This window comes from Myceligenerans indicum, from assembly GCF_016742955.1.
In the GTDB taxonomy this organism is placed as follows: domain Bacteria; phylum Actinomycetota; class Actinomycetes; order Actinomycetales; family Cellulomonadaceae; genus Myceligenerans; species Myceligenerans indicum.
In genome coordinates, this window is the sequence record NZ_JABBYC010000001.1 from 355,025 (window position 1) to 368,986 (window position 13,962).

Annotated in this window: 15 protein-coding genes; 9 read left to right on the forward strand and 6 right to left on the reverse strand. The window is 72.1% G+C overall.

What is annotated here, in order from left to right:
- The first annotated feature begins 57 nt into the window (after positions 1-57).
- Genes HGK34_RS01475 through HGK34_RS01485 form a run of 3 tightly spaced genes read left to right on the forward strand, consistent with a single transcriptional unit; the run spans position 58 to position 4,672 of the window.
- On the forward strand, positions 58-729 hold the full coding sequence (locus HGK34_RS01475; RefSeq protein ID WP_201844762.1) for a YesL family protein: 672 nt from the start codon (positions 58-60) through the stop codon (positions 727-729).
- Entirely contained in the window at positions 726-3,437 is a 2,712-nt protein-coding gene (locus tag HGK34_RS01480) for a beta-galactosidase (protein WP_201844763.1), read from the forward strand. The genes HGK34_RS01475 and HGK34_RS01480 overlap by 4 nt, the downstream gene beginning before the upstream one ends.
- 2 nt (positions 3,438-3,439) lie before the next feature.
- Positions 3,440-4,672, forward strand: coding sequence for an ROK family transcriptional regulator (locus HGK34_RS01485; RefSeq protein ID WP_201844764.1), 1,233 nt, complete (start codon positions 3,440-3,442; stop codon positions 4,670-4,672).
- 25 nt (positions 4,673-4,697) lie between these two features.
- On the opposite strand, the gene HGK34_RS01490 is transcribed toward HGK34_RS01485, so the two are convergent.
- Positions 4,698-6,104, reverse strand: coding sequence for an MFS transporter (locus HGK34_RS01490; protein WP_201844765.1), 1,407 nt, complete (start codon positions 6,102-6,104; stop codon positions 4,698-4,700).
- A 77-nt stretch (positions 6,105-6,181) separates the two neighbouring features.
- On the opposite strand from HGK34_RS01490, the gene HGK34_RS01495 reads away from it, so the two are divergent.
- From HGK34_RS01495 to HGK34_RS01510, 4 genes are all read left to right on the forward strand, one after another.
- Positions 6,182-6,760, forward strand: a complete 579-nt coding sequence (locus HGK34_RS01495; protein ID WP_201844766.1) for a helix-turn-helix domain-containing protein — start codon at positions 6,182-6,184, stop codon at positions 6,758-6,760.
- A gap of 114 nt (positions 6,761-6,874) precedes the next feature.
- A complete protein-coding gene (locus tag HGK34_RS01500; protein ID WP_201844767.1) occupies positions 6,875-7,177 on the forward strand; it encodes a hypothetical protein in 303 nt (100 codons plus the stop codon).
- A gap of 43 nt (positions 7,178-7,220) precedes the next feature.
- On the forward strand, positions 7,221-7,985 hold the full coding sequence (gene ddaH, locus HGK34_RS01505) for a dimethylargininase (RefSeq protein WP_201844768.1): 765 nt from the start codon (positions 7,221-7,223) through the stop codon (positions 7,983-7,985).
- A gap of 97 nt (positions 7,986-8,082) precedes the next feature.
- Complete coding sequence (locus HGK34_RS01510) at positions 8,083-9,771, forward strand: glycoside hydrolase family 13 protein (RefSeq protein ID WP_201844769.1); 1,689 nt, start codon at positions 8,083-8,085, stop codon at positions 9,769-9,771.
- An 89-nt stretch (positions 9,772-9,860) separates the two neighbouring features.
- On the opposite strand, the gene HGK34_RS01515 is transcribed toward HGK34_RS01510, so the two are convergent.
- Positions 9,861-10,439, reverse strand: coding sequence for a DUF2867 domain-containing protein (locus HGK34_RS01515; RefSeq protein WP_201844770.1), 579 nt, complete (start codon positions 10,437-10,439; stop codon positions 9,861-9,863).
- A gap of 95 nt (positions 10,440-10,534) precedes the next feature.
- Between HGK34_RS01515 and HGK34_RS01520 the strand changes: the two genes are divergently transcribed.
- Complete coding sequence (locus HGK34_RS01520) at positions 10,535-11,086, forward strand: TetR/AcrR family transcriptional regulator (RefSeq protein WP_201844771.1); 552 nt, start codon at positions 10,535-10,537, stop codon at positions 11,084-11,086.
- On the opposite strand, the gene HGK34_RS01525 is transcribed toward HGK34_RS01520, so the two are convergent.
- The 4 genes from HGK34_RS01525 to HGK34_RS01540 form a co-directional block, all read right to left on the reverse strand.
- Positions 11,083-11,286 carry a hypothetical protein gene (locus HGK34_RS01525; protein WP_201844772.1) on the reverse strand — a complete coding sequence of 68 codons (204 nt, stop codon included), beginning with the start codon at positions 11,284-11,286 and terminating at the stop codon, positions 11,083-11,085. The two genes, HGK34_RS01520 and HGK34_RS01525, sit on opposite strands and share 4 nt — an antisense overlap.
- 174 nt (positions 11,287-11,460) lie before the next feature.
- On the reverse strand, positions 11,461-11,823 hold the full coding sequence (locus HGK34_RS01530) for a potassium channel family protein (protein ID WP_201844773.1): 363 nt from the start codon (positions 11,821-11,823) through the stop codon (positions 11,461-11,463).
- Between the two features lie 95 nt (positions 11,824-11,918).
- Complete coding sequence (locus HGK34_RS01535) at positions 11,919-12,512, reverse strand: histone deacetylase (protein ID WP_201844774.1); 594 nt, start codon at positions 12,510-12,512, stop codon at positions 11,919-11,921.
- A gap of 129 nt (positions 12,513-12,641) precedes the next feature.
- Entirely contained in the window at positions 12,642-13,229 is a 588-nt protein-coding gene (locus tag HGK34_RS01540) for a carboxymuconolactone decarboxylase family protein (protein ID WP_201844775.1), read from the reverse strand.
- 195 nt (positions 13,230-13,424) lie between these two features.
- Here HGK34_RS01540 and HGK34_RS01545 point away from each other — a divergent pair, with 195 nt between their 5' ends.
- Complete coding sequence (locus tag HGK34_RS01545; RefSeq protein ID WP_207193113.1) at positions 13,425-13,904, forward strand: cold shock domain-containing protein; 480 nt, start codon at positions 13,425-13,427, stop codon at positions 13,902-13,904.
- Positions 13,905-13,962: the final 58 nt, after the last annotated feature.

Consider the following 13,962-nt stretch of genomic DNA (forward strand, 5'->3'; position numbering starts at 1 on the left):
GCGGGCCCGTTCGTGGCTGATGCCGGGCCCGCACAGCTCGTCCGAGACGAGGCGACCGTGAGCAGAACCCTCGACCCCGACCCCGACTCCGCGCTGCTGCGCTTCCTCACCAAGGTCGCGGACCTGATGATCCTCAACCTCGTGTTCGTCGCCACGTCCGTCCCGGTTCTCACCCTGGGGGCATCACTGACCGCCCTCAACTTCACCGCCATGAGACTCGTGACCGGCGAGTGCGAGTCCGTGACGGGGGACTACCTCCGGTCCTTCCGGGCGAACTTCCGGCAGGCGACCCTCCTGGGGCTGGCCGTCGCGTTCCTCGGCGTCGTTCTGGCGGCCTGGTACGTCGCCGTCGACATCCTCGACATCTCGGCCGTCGCCCGGTTCCTCCTGCAGGCGATCTGCTACCTGGTGGCCTTCCGCGTCGTGCTGGCCACGCTGTACGCGTTCCCCTACCTGGCGAGGTTCGAGAACAGCGTGCCGGAGGTCCTGAACAACTCGCGCCTGATGTCGTTGAGGCACCTGTTCGCCTCGCTCACCGTCCTCACCGTCACGGCGCTGCCCGTGGTCATCACGGTGTTCTACCCGGCGATGACGGCCTACGGCCTGCTCTGGTTCCTGATCGGGTTCGCCGCGACCGCCTTCGTGAACGCCTACGCGTTCACGAGCATCTTCGACAAGTACATCCCGCCCAGCACGACCGTCTCCGTTGAAAGCGCAGGTATGACGTGACCGAGACGACCGCGACCGCCGTCAGGCTCGGCCCCTCCGGGCTCGTGCTCGACGGCGGCGAGCAGGTGCGGCTGTGTGCCTCCCTGTTCTACTTCCGCATTCCCCGCCAGGCGTGGGCCTCCAGGCTGGAGGCCGTGCGGGCTTCGGGCTACGACCTCGTGGACGTGTACATCCCGTGGAACTTCCACGAGGTGGCCCCCGGACGGTGGGACTTCGAGGGGAGGCGCGACGTCGCGGCCTTCCTCGATCTCGCACACGCCGCGGGACTGCGGGTGATCGCCCGCCCCGGCCCGTACATCTGCTCGGAGTGGGACGGCGGCGCGCTGCCCGCCTGGCTCACCCTCGATCCGGGGCTGCGGCTCCGGCAGGCGGAGCCGCGCTACCTCGCCCACGTGGAGACCTGGTTCGACCGGATCCTGCCGCTCCTCGCCGAGCGTGAGCACGGCGTGGGCGGCGCGGTGGTGGCGGTCCAGCTCGAGAACGAGCTCGACTTCTTCGACTGCACCGACCGCGCCGGGTATGTCGGCAGGCTGCGCGACCTCGCCCTGCGGCACGGCGTCGGCGTCCCGCTGATCGCGTGCGCGGGACAGGGCGACCTGGTCGGCGCCACCGGCGGCGTCGACGGTGTCGCGCCCGCGTTCAACTTCTACCCGGACGACCGGTCGGCCGCCGTCGAGCCCGAGGTCCGGCGCTACGCGGACCTCACCGCCGGCCGTGACCTGCCGCTGCTCGTCACGGAGACGAACCGGCGGCACGCCACCCTCCGGCGCCTGATCGTCAGCGGAGCCAAGGTCGTCGCGCCGTACCTGCAAGCCTCGGGGTACGACTTCGGCTGGACGCCCTCGGTCGGCAACTGGGGCGACCCCGGCGGCTTCATGTCTCACGACTACGACTTCGGCGGCTACCTCGACCCGGTCGGCGAGGCGCGCCCGGAGCACGCGGAGGCACGCGTGCTGTCCGCGATGGTGCGCACGCTCGGCCCGGCACTCGCCCGGGCCATGCCCGAGGCCGCACCCGGGGCGTACACCACCGACGTCACCACGAGCGCATCGCCCTCCCGTCTCCTGCTCGACGGCGGTGGCGAGCTCCTCGGCGTGCCCAATCTCACCGGGACCCCGGGGACCGTGACCCTCCCCGCACCGTCGGCCGTGCCGGTGACCGGGGCCGTGGCCCCACCGGTACCGGGCGACGCGCCGGACGTGGTGACCGTCCCCCTTCCGGCGGAAACCTGCCTCCTCGTCCTGCGCGATCTCCCGCTGGCGCGATACGGCCTGCCCGGCACGCTCCGTCTTGCGACCGCCGACCTCGTGGGCGCCGGTCCGGACGGCCTCGTGCTGTCCGCCCGGGAAGCCGCCGCCGTCGTCCTCGGGACGCCCGGTCCCGGGGCGCCGGCCCGTGAAGGGGCCGAACGCCCGTTCCCCGGCGCTGCCTCTGACGCCCTCACGCCCGGCCACACCGCTCCCGTCGAACTCACGGCCTCCGCCGGCCTCGCCGCCCCGGTCCCGGGCTCCCCGGTCCGGACGACACTCGCGGCGGGAGACGCGACGTGGACCGTCGTCGTGCTCCACCCCGACGACGTGGGCGACGCCCTTCCCGCCCCGCCGCCGGCCGCCGAGCCCGTGCCGATCGGGACCGCCACCCGCCTCGCCCTCGCCCCCCGCACGCGCTCCACGACCCGGTACGACGTGCCGCCCGCCTCCGAGGAACTCGGCGTCTTCCGTGGGCGTACCCACTACGGCGCGGACATCGGCGGCCTGACCGAACTGCTCCTCCAGGGCGCCTCGGACATCGTGGATCTCACCCTGGACGACGACGCACGGCCCACCCTCGCGCGGTTCGGCGCCTCGACCCTGGTGCCGGTCGCCGGCGCTCACCGGCTGGAGGCCACCGTCGAGACCTGGGGGCACGCCAACTTCGACGACTCGCGCCTGCCCGCCCTGCGCATGGGGTCCCTGCGCGGGCTCGGGAGGGTGTGGTCCGTCGTCGGACGCGAGGACGTGTCCGCCCTGTGGGAGGTGGCGGGGGAGGGGACCTGGCCCGGAGACCCGGCGCCCCTGCGGACCCTGGCAGGCTGGAGCAGCACGCGCTCCGGCAGCCCGATCACCTACCGGCGTCGCCTCCCCGTCGACGGACGCTCCCACCACGCGCTGCGCCTGGACGGGATCGACGGTTCGGCGCAGGTCGCCGTCGACGGCGTCACGCACGTCGTCGCGCACGAGGACCCCTGGATCACCCTCGCTCCCGGCGAGGGCACGGAGCTCGCCGTCACCGTGCCGCACCGCCCGGGGGCGGCACTTCGCGCCGAACTCCTCCGGCTCGAACCGCTGCGCGGCTGGGACGTCGAGCCGCAGCCCGACGCCGCCCTCCTGAAGCTCGCCACGACCACCGCGAGCGGCCACCAGGTGACCCTCCCGCTCGACCTCACCCCCGGCGACGAGGCCTGGTACGACGTCGAGGTTCCCGCCGGCGGGCTGTCGCTGCGCTTCGAGGGGCGCCAGATCCGCGTCAGCGCCTACGCGGCCGGGGAACTCCTCGGCCGAGTCTGGCTCGACGACCCCGCTCGGCCGCGGTTCACCGGCGGCGATCCGACCCGGATCTGGCTGCCGGCCGCGTGGAATACTGGGGCGGTCCGACTCATGGTCCGCGCGACACGAGGGGAGGAGTCCCCGCTGCTCGGACGCGTACGAGCCACCGCGGTGAAAGAGTGAACATGGCTACCCCCAGGCGGACGTCACGCGACATCCGCAGCGAGTCCCGGCTGGACGTCCTGCACGCCGTCCTCGTCGCGGGGGAGACCACGCGCAACGAGATCGCCCGGACCACCGGCCTGAGCCCCTCCACCGTCGCGACCATCGTCGGCGAGCTCATCGCCGAGGGAATCGTCGCCGAGACGAAACTGACCGTCGGACGAGTGGGCCGGCCCACCGCGACCCTCACGATGAACGCCGCTCGCGGCCGCGTCGTCGGCATCGACGTCGCCGAGACCTACGTCCGTGCCGTCATGTTCGACGCCGCGCTCAACCAGATCGCGTCCGTCGACGACCCCCGGGACGAACACGTCCTCGACGCGGGCACCGTCGTCGAAGGGATCGGCAGCGCCCTCGACAACCTCCTGCGACAGGGCGGCGTCACCCGCGCCGACATCCTCGGCGTCGGCATCGCCCTGCCCGGACTCGTCCAGGGGGTCAGCGGGGCCTCCGGCGTCGTGCCGCACTGGAACTGGGACCGCGTCGAGCTCGTGCACCTCAGAGATCGCCTCGGCCTTCCGCTCATCGTCGACAACCCCCTCAAGGTCATCGCCACCGCCGAGCTCTGGCTCGGCCGCGGCCGCTACTGCTCCAGCATGGCCACCATCAACCTCGGTACCGGCGTCGGCGCCGGAATCGTGCTCGAGAGCCGCATACTGCGCGGCGCGACCAACTCCGCCGGCGAATGGGGCCACTCCCTCCTGGTCCTCGACGGACGCCGATGCCGTTGCGGACGCCACGGCTGCGTCGAGGCGTACGTCGGCGCACCCGGCATCCAGCAGACCCTCCGCGAGATCGAGCCCGGCCATCCCCTCGCCGACCTCACCATGCAGCGCGACTTCATCCGGGCCATGGCCGACGCCGCCGGCCTGCCCGACCCCGACCCGGCCGTCAAGAAGACCATCGAGCGCACCGCCTACTACCTCGGGTCGGCGCTCGCGGATCTCGTCGCGGTCGTCAACCCGGAGATCGTCACGCTCACCGGCTGGACCACGTGGGCACTCGGTGAGTACCTGCTGCCCGCGACACGTGCCCGGCTGATCGACCAGGCACCCGGCCGGGCCGCGGCGGACCTGCGCCTGGAGGTCTCGACGGTCCGCGGCAACATCGTCGCGACCGGCGTCGCGGCGATCGCGCTGGAACGCTTCCTGACCGACGTCGGCCTCCTGACCACCCGGATCCCCATCACGCTGTGACGCCGTGCACGACCACGTCCCGTGGTCAGTCCCCTGCGGCCCTGGACCTGTCCGGAAGGCTCACGACGAGCAGCGCGCCCGCGAGGATGCCGGCCGCGACGACGAAGGTGGTCGCCATGGCGGCGGTGAGGTCCGGGGTGGACGCACCGGTGACAGGGCTGCCGGCGACGGCGGTGAAGAGGGCGCCCATGGCCGTGGTGCCGGTGATGAGACCGACGTTCCGCGACACGCTGAGCAGCCCGGAGGCCGTGCCGCGCCGTTCGGCCCCGACGGCGGTCATCGTCCGGGTGTTGTTGCCGGCGAGGAAGAGTTGGTACCCGGGGGCGAGAGCGACGACGCCGGCGACGTAGCCGGCCAGGCCGATCCAGCCGGGAAGGCTCGCGAGGACGAGCGCACTCGCGATCATGGTGGCGAGCCCGCCGGCCACCACGCGCCGTGGGCCGTGCCGGTCGACAAGGCGTCCGGCCACGACTCCGCTGACGATCGAGGCGATCGGTCCGGTGGCCATGACCAGGCCGATACCGGCGGGTGTGAGGCCGAGCGCGCCCGAGAGGTAGAAGGGGCCCACGACGAGCGTCGACATCATGACGGCCCCGACGACAAGGTTCGCCAGAGCGCTCGCGCTCATGGTGCGTGAGAGCAGCAGACGCAGCGGCAGCACCGGGTGCGCGGCGCGGCGCTCGATCAGCACCAGTACCACCACGCCGACGGCCGACGCACCGAACAACGCGGCTGTCGCGGGCCCGCCGTCGGGCCGCCCGAGGCCGGTGACGGCGAGCGAGTACAGAGCCACGGCAGCGGTCAGGACCAGTGCCCCGGCGAGGTCGAAGCGTGGCCGTGATCCCGGCCTGGCGGCGTCGATGGACCGGACCCCACCGAGTATCAGTGACGCGATGCCGAAGGGGACCATCATCGCGAACACGGCCGGCCATCCCCAGGCTCCGGCAGCGAGCCCCCCGAGAACGGGTCCCGCGGCGGTCCCGAGGGCGGACGCCGTTCCCAGCAGCCCCATGACACGTCCGGTCCGTTCCTCCGCGACGGTGTCACGGAGGAGCGCGAGCGGCAGCGCCAACATCACCGCCGCACCCGCACCCTGAACGGCCCGGGCCGCGACCAGCACCTCGAACGACGGCGCTGCGGCACACACCACGGCGGCGACCGTGAACACGACCGCACCGGCGGCGAGCAGCCGGGCGCGGCCGAGGACGTCACCGAGGGAGCCGACGGCCACACTCGCCGCGGTCATGGCGAGCAGGTAGACCACGACGACCCACTGCGCCCGGGCGAACGATCCGCCGAACGCCGCAGCGATCTCCGGGAGCGCGACGTTCGCGGCGCTCGTCCCGATCGATGCCGACAGGACGCAGAGCACAAGGCCCGCGAGACGGCTGCGTGTCGAGATCCGGACCTGCCGGGCTGTTCTGGTTCCCATGCGGTCACCATCACCGACGCGCTCCCTGTGCGGCAATCTCTGTTGCTGTTCCTGGGACGTGGTGGTGTGGTGGACCCATGAGTGCGGAAGCGTCGATCACCCAGAGCCTGGAACGTGTGGGGCCCCGCCTCCAGGCGGTGCGCGCCCGCCTCGGTCTCACCCTCGCGGAGGTGTCGGAGCGGACCGGCATCTCACGCAGTACGCTCTCGCGGCTGGAGACCGGGCAGCGCCGGCCGAGCCTGGAACTCCTTCTCCCGCTGGCACGGGCCTATCGGATCGCCCTGGACGACCTGGTCGGTGCTCCCGAGACCGGTGATCCCAGGATCCGGCTCCGCCCGAGACGTGTGCGCGGCAGGACGGTCGTCCCGCTGACCCGGGCACCCGGCCCCGGTGCGCGTGCCTGGAAGATCCTCGTGCCGCGGTCCTTCGCGACGCCGAGCACGAAGACACACGAGGGCGTGGAGTGGATCTATGTGCTGTCCGGCAGGCTCCGCCTCGTCCTCGGTGAACGGGACCTGCTCCTCGACGCGGGTGAGGTGGCGGAGTTCGACACCGTCGTCCCCCATTGGTTCGGCAGCGACGGCGTGCACGACGTCGAGATCCTCAGCATCTTCGGACCGCCCGGCGAGCGCGCACACACCCGTGCCGAGGGCTGACACCGTGCGGCCGACCGTTACCGGAACCGGCCGCGGTGCGACGTGGCCCTCGCGGCCGTACCGATCTAGGCTGTTCGTATTCCTCTCGTTCGATGACGACGGCGGTGGCTCGTCATGGCCTGGACCTTCCTCGCGCGCCCCGCGCGTGCTCCCGATCCGCTGGTCACCCTGCGGTTGCAGACCCGGCTCGGGGACCTCGCGTCCGAGCTGCGCCATGTCGAGGAGGATCCTGACCTGTTCGCGCGTGCCCATCACTGGCGCGCGGTGCAGAGCGCCTACGACGCGCTGCTGCACGAGGCGTGCCGGCTCGCGGGTGTCCCCACCGACGCGGCTCCGTTGCGCCTGGACGAGCAGGCGTCCGCGGACGAGCGGCTGCGGGAGGAACTCGAGCTCAGCTCCCGCGGCTGGTCCTGGTGACAGGTGCGGTCCGCGGTGCCGGTGCCGGTGAGATGATCTCGTCATGAGCCGCACCGCCCTCGTCCGTCGTCCCAGTCCCCGGCTCGCCGAGGGGCTCGTGACCCATATCGACCGGAAGCCCGTCGACGTCGGCCTGGCAGGCAGGCAGTGGGAGGAGTACGTCGCGGCCCTGCACGCCGCGGGCTGGGACACCGTCGAGGTGCCGCCGGCCGAGGACTGCCCCGACTCCGTCTTCGTCGAGGACACGGTGCTCGTGTACGGCGACCTGGCCGTGATCTCCCGGCCGGGTGCCGACGAGCGCAAGCCGGAGACCGCCGGCACCGAACGGACGCTGAGCGGGCTGGGCTACCGCATCGCGCACATCGAGGCGCCGGGGACACTGGACGGTGGGGACGTGCTCAAGCACGACGGTACGGTCTGGGTCGGCCTCGGCGGCCGGACGAACCGGTCCGGCGTCGACCAGCTCGCCGTGCTGCTCGAGCCGCTCGGGGCAACGGTGATCGGTGTGCCGCTCACGAAGGTGCTCCACCTCAAGTCCGCGGTGACGGCGCTGCCCGACGGAACCGTCGTCGGCTACGAGCCGCTCGTCGACGACCCGTCGGTGTGGCCGAGCTTCCTGGCCGTGCCGGAGGAGGAGGGATCGCACGTGGTGATCCTTGACGAGTCGACCGTGCTGATGTCCACGAGCGCGCCTCGCACCAAGGAGGTCTTCGAGGAGCGCGGACTGCGGGTCGTCGCGGTGGACCTGACCGAGTTCGAGAAGCTCGAGGGCTGCGTCACCTGCCTCTCGGTGCGGCTGCGCGGCTGACGGGCGTCCGGGAGGGAGACTGCACCTACCGGCCGGTGGATCGAAGCCTCCGCCGCGCCCGGACCCCACCGTGGAAGGCAAGGAGACGAACGTCCTCATGACCGAAGTCATCGAGACCGACCTGATCCCCGACGCGACCAGCCGCGACGCCAACTGGTGGCGGCAGGCAGCCGTCTACCAGATCTACCCGCGGGCCTTCGCCGACTCGAACGGTGACGGCATGGGTGACCTGCCGGGCATCACGAGCCGCGTGCCCTACCTGAGCGATCTCGGGATCGACGCCGTCTGGCTCAGCCCGTTCTACCCGTCCGCGCTGGCCGACGGCGGCTACGACGTCGACGACTACCGCGACGTGGACCCGCGCCTTGGCACACTGGAGGACTTCGACGCCCTCGTCGCCGCCCTGCACGCCGCGGGCATCAAGCTGATCGTCGACCTGGTCCCCAACCACACCTCGGACCGGCACGCGTGGTTCCGCGAGGCCCTGGCCTCACCCAAGGGCTCGCCCGCCCGTGACCGCTACATCTTCCGCGACGGCAAGGGGCCTCGCGGGTCGGAGCCCCCTGCGGACTGGACGTCCGTCTTCGGCGGCCCTGCCTGGGAGCCCGTGGGGGACGGGCAGTGGTACATGCACCACTTCGCCGTGCAGCAGCCGGACCTGAACTGGAACAACCCTGAGGTGCGCGCGGACTTCCTGCACACGCTGCGCTTCTGGTCCGACCGTGGTGTCGACGGCTTCCGGGTGGACGTGGCGCACGGCCTTGCCAAGAACCTGGGCGCGGAGCTTCCCAGCCAGGCCGAGCTGGACGCCACGCCGAAGGACGGGGACCACCCGCTGTGGGACCGGGACGACGTGCACGACATCTACGCCGACTGGCGGAAGGTCTTCGACTCCTACGACCCGCCTCGCACGGCCGTCGCCGAGGCCTGGGTGGCCGCCCACCGGCGCGCGCGATACGCCAGTGCCCACGGGCTGGGGCAGGCGTTCAACTTCGACCTGCTCGAGGCGGACTTCGACGCCGAGCAGTTCCGCGAGATCATCACCTTCAACTTGGGGCTGGCCGAGGAGTCGGGTTCGTCCACCACCTGGGTGTTCTCCAACCATGACGTCGTACGGCACGCCACCCGCTACGGCCTGCCTCCGCGCGGCCCGGGCGCGGGCGGGGGCGATCACACGGCGGAGAAGCAGGGCAGGCAGTGGCTGCTCGCGCGGGGCGCCGAGCCGGTGCTCGAACGCGAGCTGGGGTTGCGCCGGGCCAGGGCAGCGACGTTGCTGGAGCTGGCCCTGCCGGGGTCGTCGTATCTCTACCAGGGTGAGGAGCTCGGTCTTCACGAGGTGCCGGACCTGCCCGACGAGGTCCGGCAGGACCCGACGTTCTTCCGCAACCCGGGCGTCGACGTCGGGCGCGACGGATGCCGGGTGCCCCTGCCCTGGACGCGGGAGGGCGTCTCGTTCGGTTTCGGTGACGCCCCAGCCGATCTGCCGCAGCCTGCCTGGTTCGCGGACCACGCGGTGGAGGCCGAGGACGGCGACCCCGCCTCGACGCTGACCCTGTACCGCCGGGCACTGGCGCTGCGGCACGAGCTGCAGACGGCGGAGAGCCTGACCTGGATCGAGTCCGGCCGCGACGACGTGCTCGCCTTCGGCCGCCCGGGCGGATGGGTGAGTGTCACGAACTTCGGCACGGACCCCGTGGACCTGCCCGACGGCGAGGTCCTGCTCACCAGCGCACCGCTGGAGGGTGGACGCCTCCCCGGCGCGACGACGGCGTGGCTGCGGGCCTGACCGCGGCTGCCTGACCGCGGCTGCCGGGCCACGGCTGCCGGGCCGCCGCTTCGTGCGCCGGTCCGGCAGGAGGTCGGACGCACTCCTGGTCACGCCTCGCCGTGACGGCTCCACTGCGCGCTGAACTGCCGGACGAGCGGCGGGTACACGAACGCGTACCGGAACGGCTTGATCAGAGCCATGTAGAACCGGCCTGCCCTGCCGTTGGGTCGCACGAGCACGGCCATGCGCGTGACGTAGCCCTGCTCCCCGGGCGCGATGCTGAGGTGCAGGACGCCGTGCACCGTGGCATTGGCGAGCTCGGTCGCGTACTCGTCGTCGGTGAGGTACAGCGGGGTGAAGGGCGACGCCGGCCCCGCCTCGGGGGCGGTCGCCCGCAGGTCCGCCGGGAGTCGTTCCGCCAGGCTCGCGACGCGCCCGTCGGTGCCCCGGCCGGCGTCGTCCCAGCTGAAGACCCTGCCGAGCCACCAGCGGACGGCGAAGAGGAACCGGGAGACCGCCGACGGGGAGTCGCTCGGGTCTCCCGCCGCCAGGTCCTGGACGGCGAGGGGGAACGTCTCGGGGGTGAGACCGGCGGGGATCTCCCAGACGTCCTCGATCTCGAAGTCCGGCGCGATCTCGTGAATCAGCCAGTCGCGCTCGGTGTGGGTTGCCGTCGGTACGCGCATCGTCTTCTCCACTTCCATACGGTTCCGTATGGAAGTGAGCGTAGACTGGGCCCTGGCCGAGGTCAACGGACCAGGAGACAGAAGGGTGGGGCAGCGTGGCGAAAGCGCGAACGCCGCGACAGCGATGGATCGAGGAGGGCTGGCGCCTGCTGGCCTCCGGCGGGCCCGACGCGGTGCGCGTGGAACCCCTCGCCGCCGCCCTCGACGTGACCAAGGGCGGCTTCTACTGGCAGTTCGGGGACCGGCGGAGCTTCCTCGACGCTCTGCTCGACGCGTGGGAGGAGGCTGCCGCCGAAGAGGTCATCACCCTGGTCGACCAGCACGGGGGCGACGCAGCCCAGCGGCTCACCGAGCTGTTCGGCGTCGTCTCGGACCGCGGCCGGCTGCAGCCGGCCGAGCTGGCGATCCGCCTGTGGGGCCGGGAAGACCCCGAGGTGGGCGCTCGCGTGCACCGCGTCGACGAGCGCCGTCTGGCCTATCTCCGCGACCTCTTCGGAGAGATCACCGCCGATCCCGAACAGGTCGAGGCGCGCAGCCGCGGACTGCTGGCGACCTACGTGGCCGAACCTCTCCTGCCGCCCCACCCTGACCCGGCCGTGGAGGACGCCGTGCGGCGTGCCCACCTGGCCCTGCTGCTGAGGCCTTAACCCAGGTCCGCCCGGATCGCCGCACGCACTCGCGCCGAGCGTGATCCGACGCGGTTCGTCGCGCCGGTGCGGTACGCCCGGGCATTCTGGTCGGCGTGGACTCCCGCCGCGCCCGACCGTGCGTGCTCGGCGCGTTCGCGCACCGCCTCGGCGGGCAGGGCGTGCCGGTGCCGGGACTTCTTGCCTCCCATGTCACTCACCTCCTCTTCTCATCTCGTCTGCGGATGCCGCGCGGACGCTACCGCTCGCAGCGTGTTGCTGTCAGCGGATTTCCGGGCCGGGCGGCCTCCGGCGCCCGGCCTTCGCCGGACGGAACCCCCTGACGCGGCCGTGAGCCGGCTCGGCCGCGAGGTCGCCTGGTCCAAGCCTCTGGCTCAGTCGCCGCGCCGGTGATCCCTGCGCCTGGCCTGCCGTTCCCGCATGACCCCGGCGAGGGCCTTGGCCAGTGACGTGGCGACGCCCACGAACAGCCCCACCGACAGGAGGGCGTACAGCACCGTGAAGATCTTCGAGATCGGCCGGGTGGGGACGAGGTCGCCGTAGCCGATCGTGAGCCCCGTGACGACCGAGAAGTAGAGCGAGTCCAGGATGGGCCAGCCCTCGGCCATCCTGTAGAACACCGTGGCGATGGCCAGCAGGATCAGGAGTGCGCTCAGCGCTCCGCGAAAGGTCCCGTCCTGCCACGCGGCGCGGACCGCGGCGACGAAGTCCCGGATCATGAGCGCGAGCCCCAGCATGTCAGGACACTACGACGCCGACCCGCCCGCGGCCATCGCGCGGGGCGGTCCCGGCGCCGGGAAAGCCGTCCGGATGGCGCTGCCTCCGGCGCCGCTCACCCGGCGCCTGCCGGGAGCCACCTGCCGAGGTACCTGTCGATCGCCTCGCGGTTCCAGCCGTGCGACTCCGCCAGCCCGGCGCGCATCGTCGCCAGGTACGGTTCCGACGGCGTCGCGTGCGGGCTGCTGTCCACACGGTGCGGCGACGTGAGCGTGTACATCGGCAGACCGTCCAGCGTTCCGGCGTTGACCAGCGTCTCGTAGCGGCCGGGCCCGGCGCGGTAGGCGCCGTCGAAGCCGCCGGTGAGCGCGGCCTCCAATGCGGACGCGGCGCCGGGCTCGCGGTGCATCTCCTGCTCGGCGATGTCCGTGAGCTGTGCGACCGTGACACGATACGCGCGCGCTGCCGTCGGTCCGGCGGTGTGGTGGTCGTAGAAGGCGGTCGCGCCGGCCCACGTGGTCGACCTGCCCCAGAAGTACAGCCGTCCGAACAGCTCGACCGGCCGGTCCTCGGCCGGCGGCCGGGGGTCGCGGGCCCCCGGCTGCGCACGCAGGGCCCCGGGCGGGTGTCCGCCGGCCAGGTAGCAGTTCAGGCGCGCCCAGGACAGGTTCGACCCGTAGCTGACATACCAGACCTCGTGCGTACTCATCACCTAGATTCTGCCCGACGGCGGCCATGGCCGGGTCCGGCCCTCGGCCGCGGACGTGCCCGTGGGTGGCTTCGGCGGCCGCGCCGGTCGTGGAGCCCGGGATCGCGTCGGCGGCCAGGGCTCGCCGGGTCACACGGCCGGCGTGGAGCGCGCCGGCTCGGCCAGCGGCTTCAGTCCGCAGGCAGCGGCGAACCCGTCGGACTCGATCCCGAGTGCCACGTTCGTCCGTGTCGTGAGGTTCGCGAAGGCGATGACCGAGGTCAGCTCGACGAGCGCGGCGGGTCCGAGCTGCTCCAGGAGCGAGTCCACCAGTTCGTCCGTCACCGTCGGCTCGGTGTGGCTCATCGCCTCCGCGTACTCCAGGACGTCGCGCTCGAGCGGTGTGAAGGCGCCGGACTCGCGCCAGCGGGGCACCTCGCGGGCCTTGTCCATGTCGAGGTCCAGCTGGTGCGCCTGGAAGTAGTTGAAGTCGAGGCACCAGGAACAGCCGATCAGCGAGGCGACGGCCATGTGGGCGAACGTCTTGAGGCTCTCGTCGCACGCGTCCCACTTCTGGATCTTGCCGCCGAGGCCGATGGTCGACCGCAGCACGCGCTGGTTGTGCCAGTAGACGCCGAGGGTGGCGGGCACCGATCCCAGCGTCTTCTTGGCGTACCGCTTGACGAAGGCGCCGCTGACGCCGGTGATCTCGGCCGGGGGAATGCGGGTGGTGGTCATGGTTCTCTCCTTGTCGTCGCTTCACCCACGACGACAGGGCCCGGTTCCTCGACGTGACAGGAACGGCCCATGAGTGAGCGGCGTCACGCCGGACGCGCGGCGGCAGCCGGGCCGACCGCCGCGAAGTGGCCTGGCGCGAACCTTGTCCGCTGGTCATAGACTCGCATTCGACGTGTTGTCCAGAGGTTGAAGGTGATGAGAGTGGTCCAGGGCCGGGTGATCCGATACGACGAGGTGCGCGGATATGGTTTCGTCGCGCCGGATGAGGGCGGGGACGACGTGTTCCTGCACGTGAACGATCTCGAGTTCGACAAGCGGAAGCTCGTGGTGGGTGCGGTGGTCGAGTTCGACACGGAGGAGGGTGACAGGGGTCCGAAGGCGTCGCAGGTGACGCTGGTGTCGACCCCGGTGGCGCAGCCGCAGACGGCTCCGGCCGCGCCGACCGCGAACGGGACGGCGGCCGTAGGCGTCGTCCCGGCCGCCGGGCCGACGATCGTGCTGCCAGACACGGGCGCCGACGAGGGTGACACGGTCACGAACCGTCAGCTCACGGCGGAGGTGACCGAGATGCTGCTGGCCGGCGTGCCGACGCTGTCCGCGGAGCAGGTGGTGCTCACCCGGCAGGCGGTCGTGGCGCTCGCCACGGCGCACGGCTGGGTGACCGATCCGGCCTGATATGGGGTTTATCGGCACCCCTTCGTGAACCCGTGAACAGCCGTGGCGGGATGTCGTC

Excerpts from the sequence above, each read along its gene's own strand:
- HGK34_RS01485 (WP_201844764.1), top strand. The coding sequence starts at position 3,440 with ATGGCTACCCCCAGGCGGACGTCACGCGACATCCGCAGCGAGTCCCGG.
- HGK34_RS01490 (WP_201844765.1), bottom strand. The coding sequence starts at position 6,104 with ATGGGAACCAGAACAGCCCGGCAGGTCCGGATCTCGACACGCAGCCGT.
- HGK34_RS01495 (WP_201844766.1), top strand. The coding sequence starts at position 6,182 with ATGAGTGCGGAAGCGTCGATCACCCAGAGCCTGGAACGTGTGGGGCCC.
- HGK34_RS01500 (WP_201844767.1), top strand. The coding sequence starts at position 6,875 with ATGGCCTGGACCTTCCTCGCGCGCCCCGCGCGTGCTCCCGATCCGCTG.
- ddaH (WP_201844768.1), top strand. The coding sequence starts at position 7,221 with ATGAGCCGCACCGCCCTCGTCCGTCGTCCCAGTCCCCGGCTCGCCGAG.
- HGK34_RS01510 (WP_201844769.1), top strand. The coding sequence starts at position 8,083 with ATGACCGAAGTCATCGAGACCGACCTGATCCCCGACGCGACCAGCCGC.
- HGK34_RS01515 (WP_201844770.1), bottom strand. The coding sequence starts at position 10,439 with ATGCGCGTACCGACGGCAACCCACACCGAGCGCGACTGGCTGATTCAC.
- HGK34_RS01530 (WP_201844773.1), bottom strand. The coding sequence starts at position 11,823 with ATGCTGGGGCTCGCGCTCATGATCCGGGACTTCGTCGCCGCGGTCCGC.
- HGK34_RS01535 (WP_201844774.1), bottom strand. The coding sequence starts at position 12,512 with ATGAGTACGCACGAGGTCTGGTATGTCAGCTACGGGTCGAACCTGTCC.
- HGK34_RS01540 (WP_201844775.1), bottom strand. The coding sequence starts at position 13,229 with ATGACCACCACCCGCATTCCCCCGGCCGAGATCACCGGCGTCAGCGGC.
- HGK34_RS01545 (WP_207193113.1), top strand. The coding sequence starts at position 13,425 with ATGAGAGTGGTCCAGGGCCGGGTGATCCGATACGACGAGGTGCGCGGA.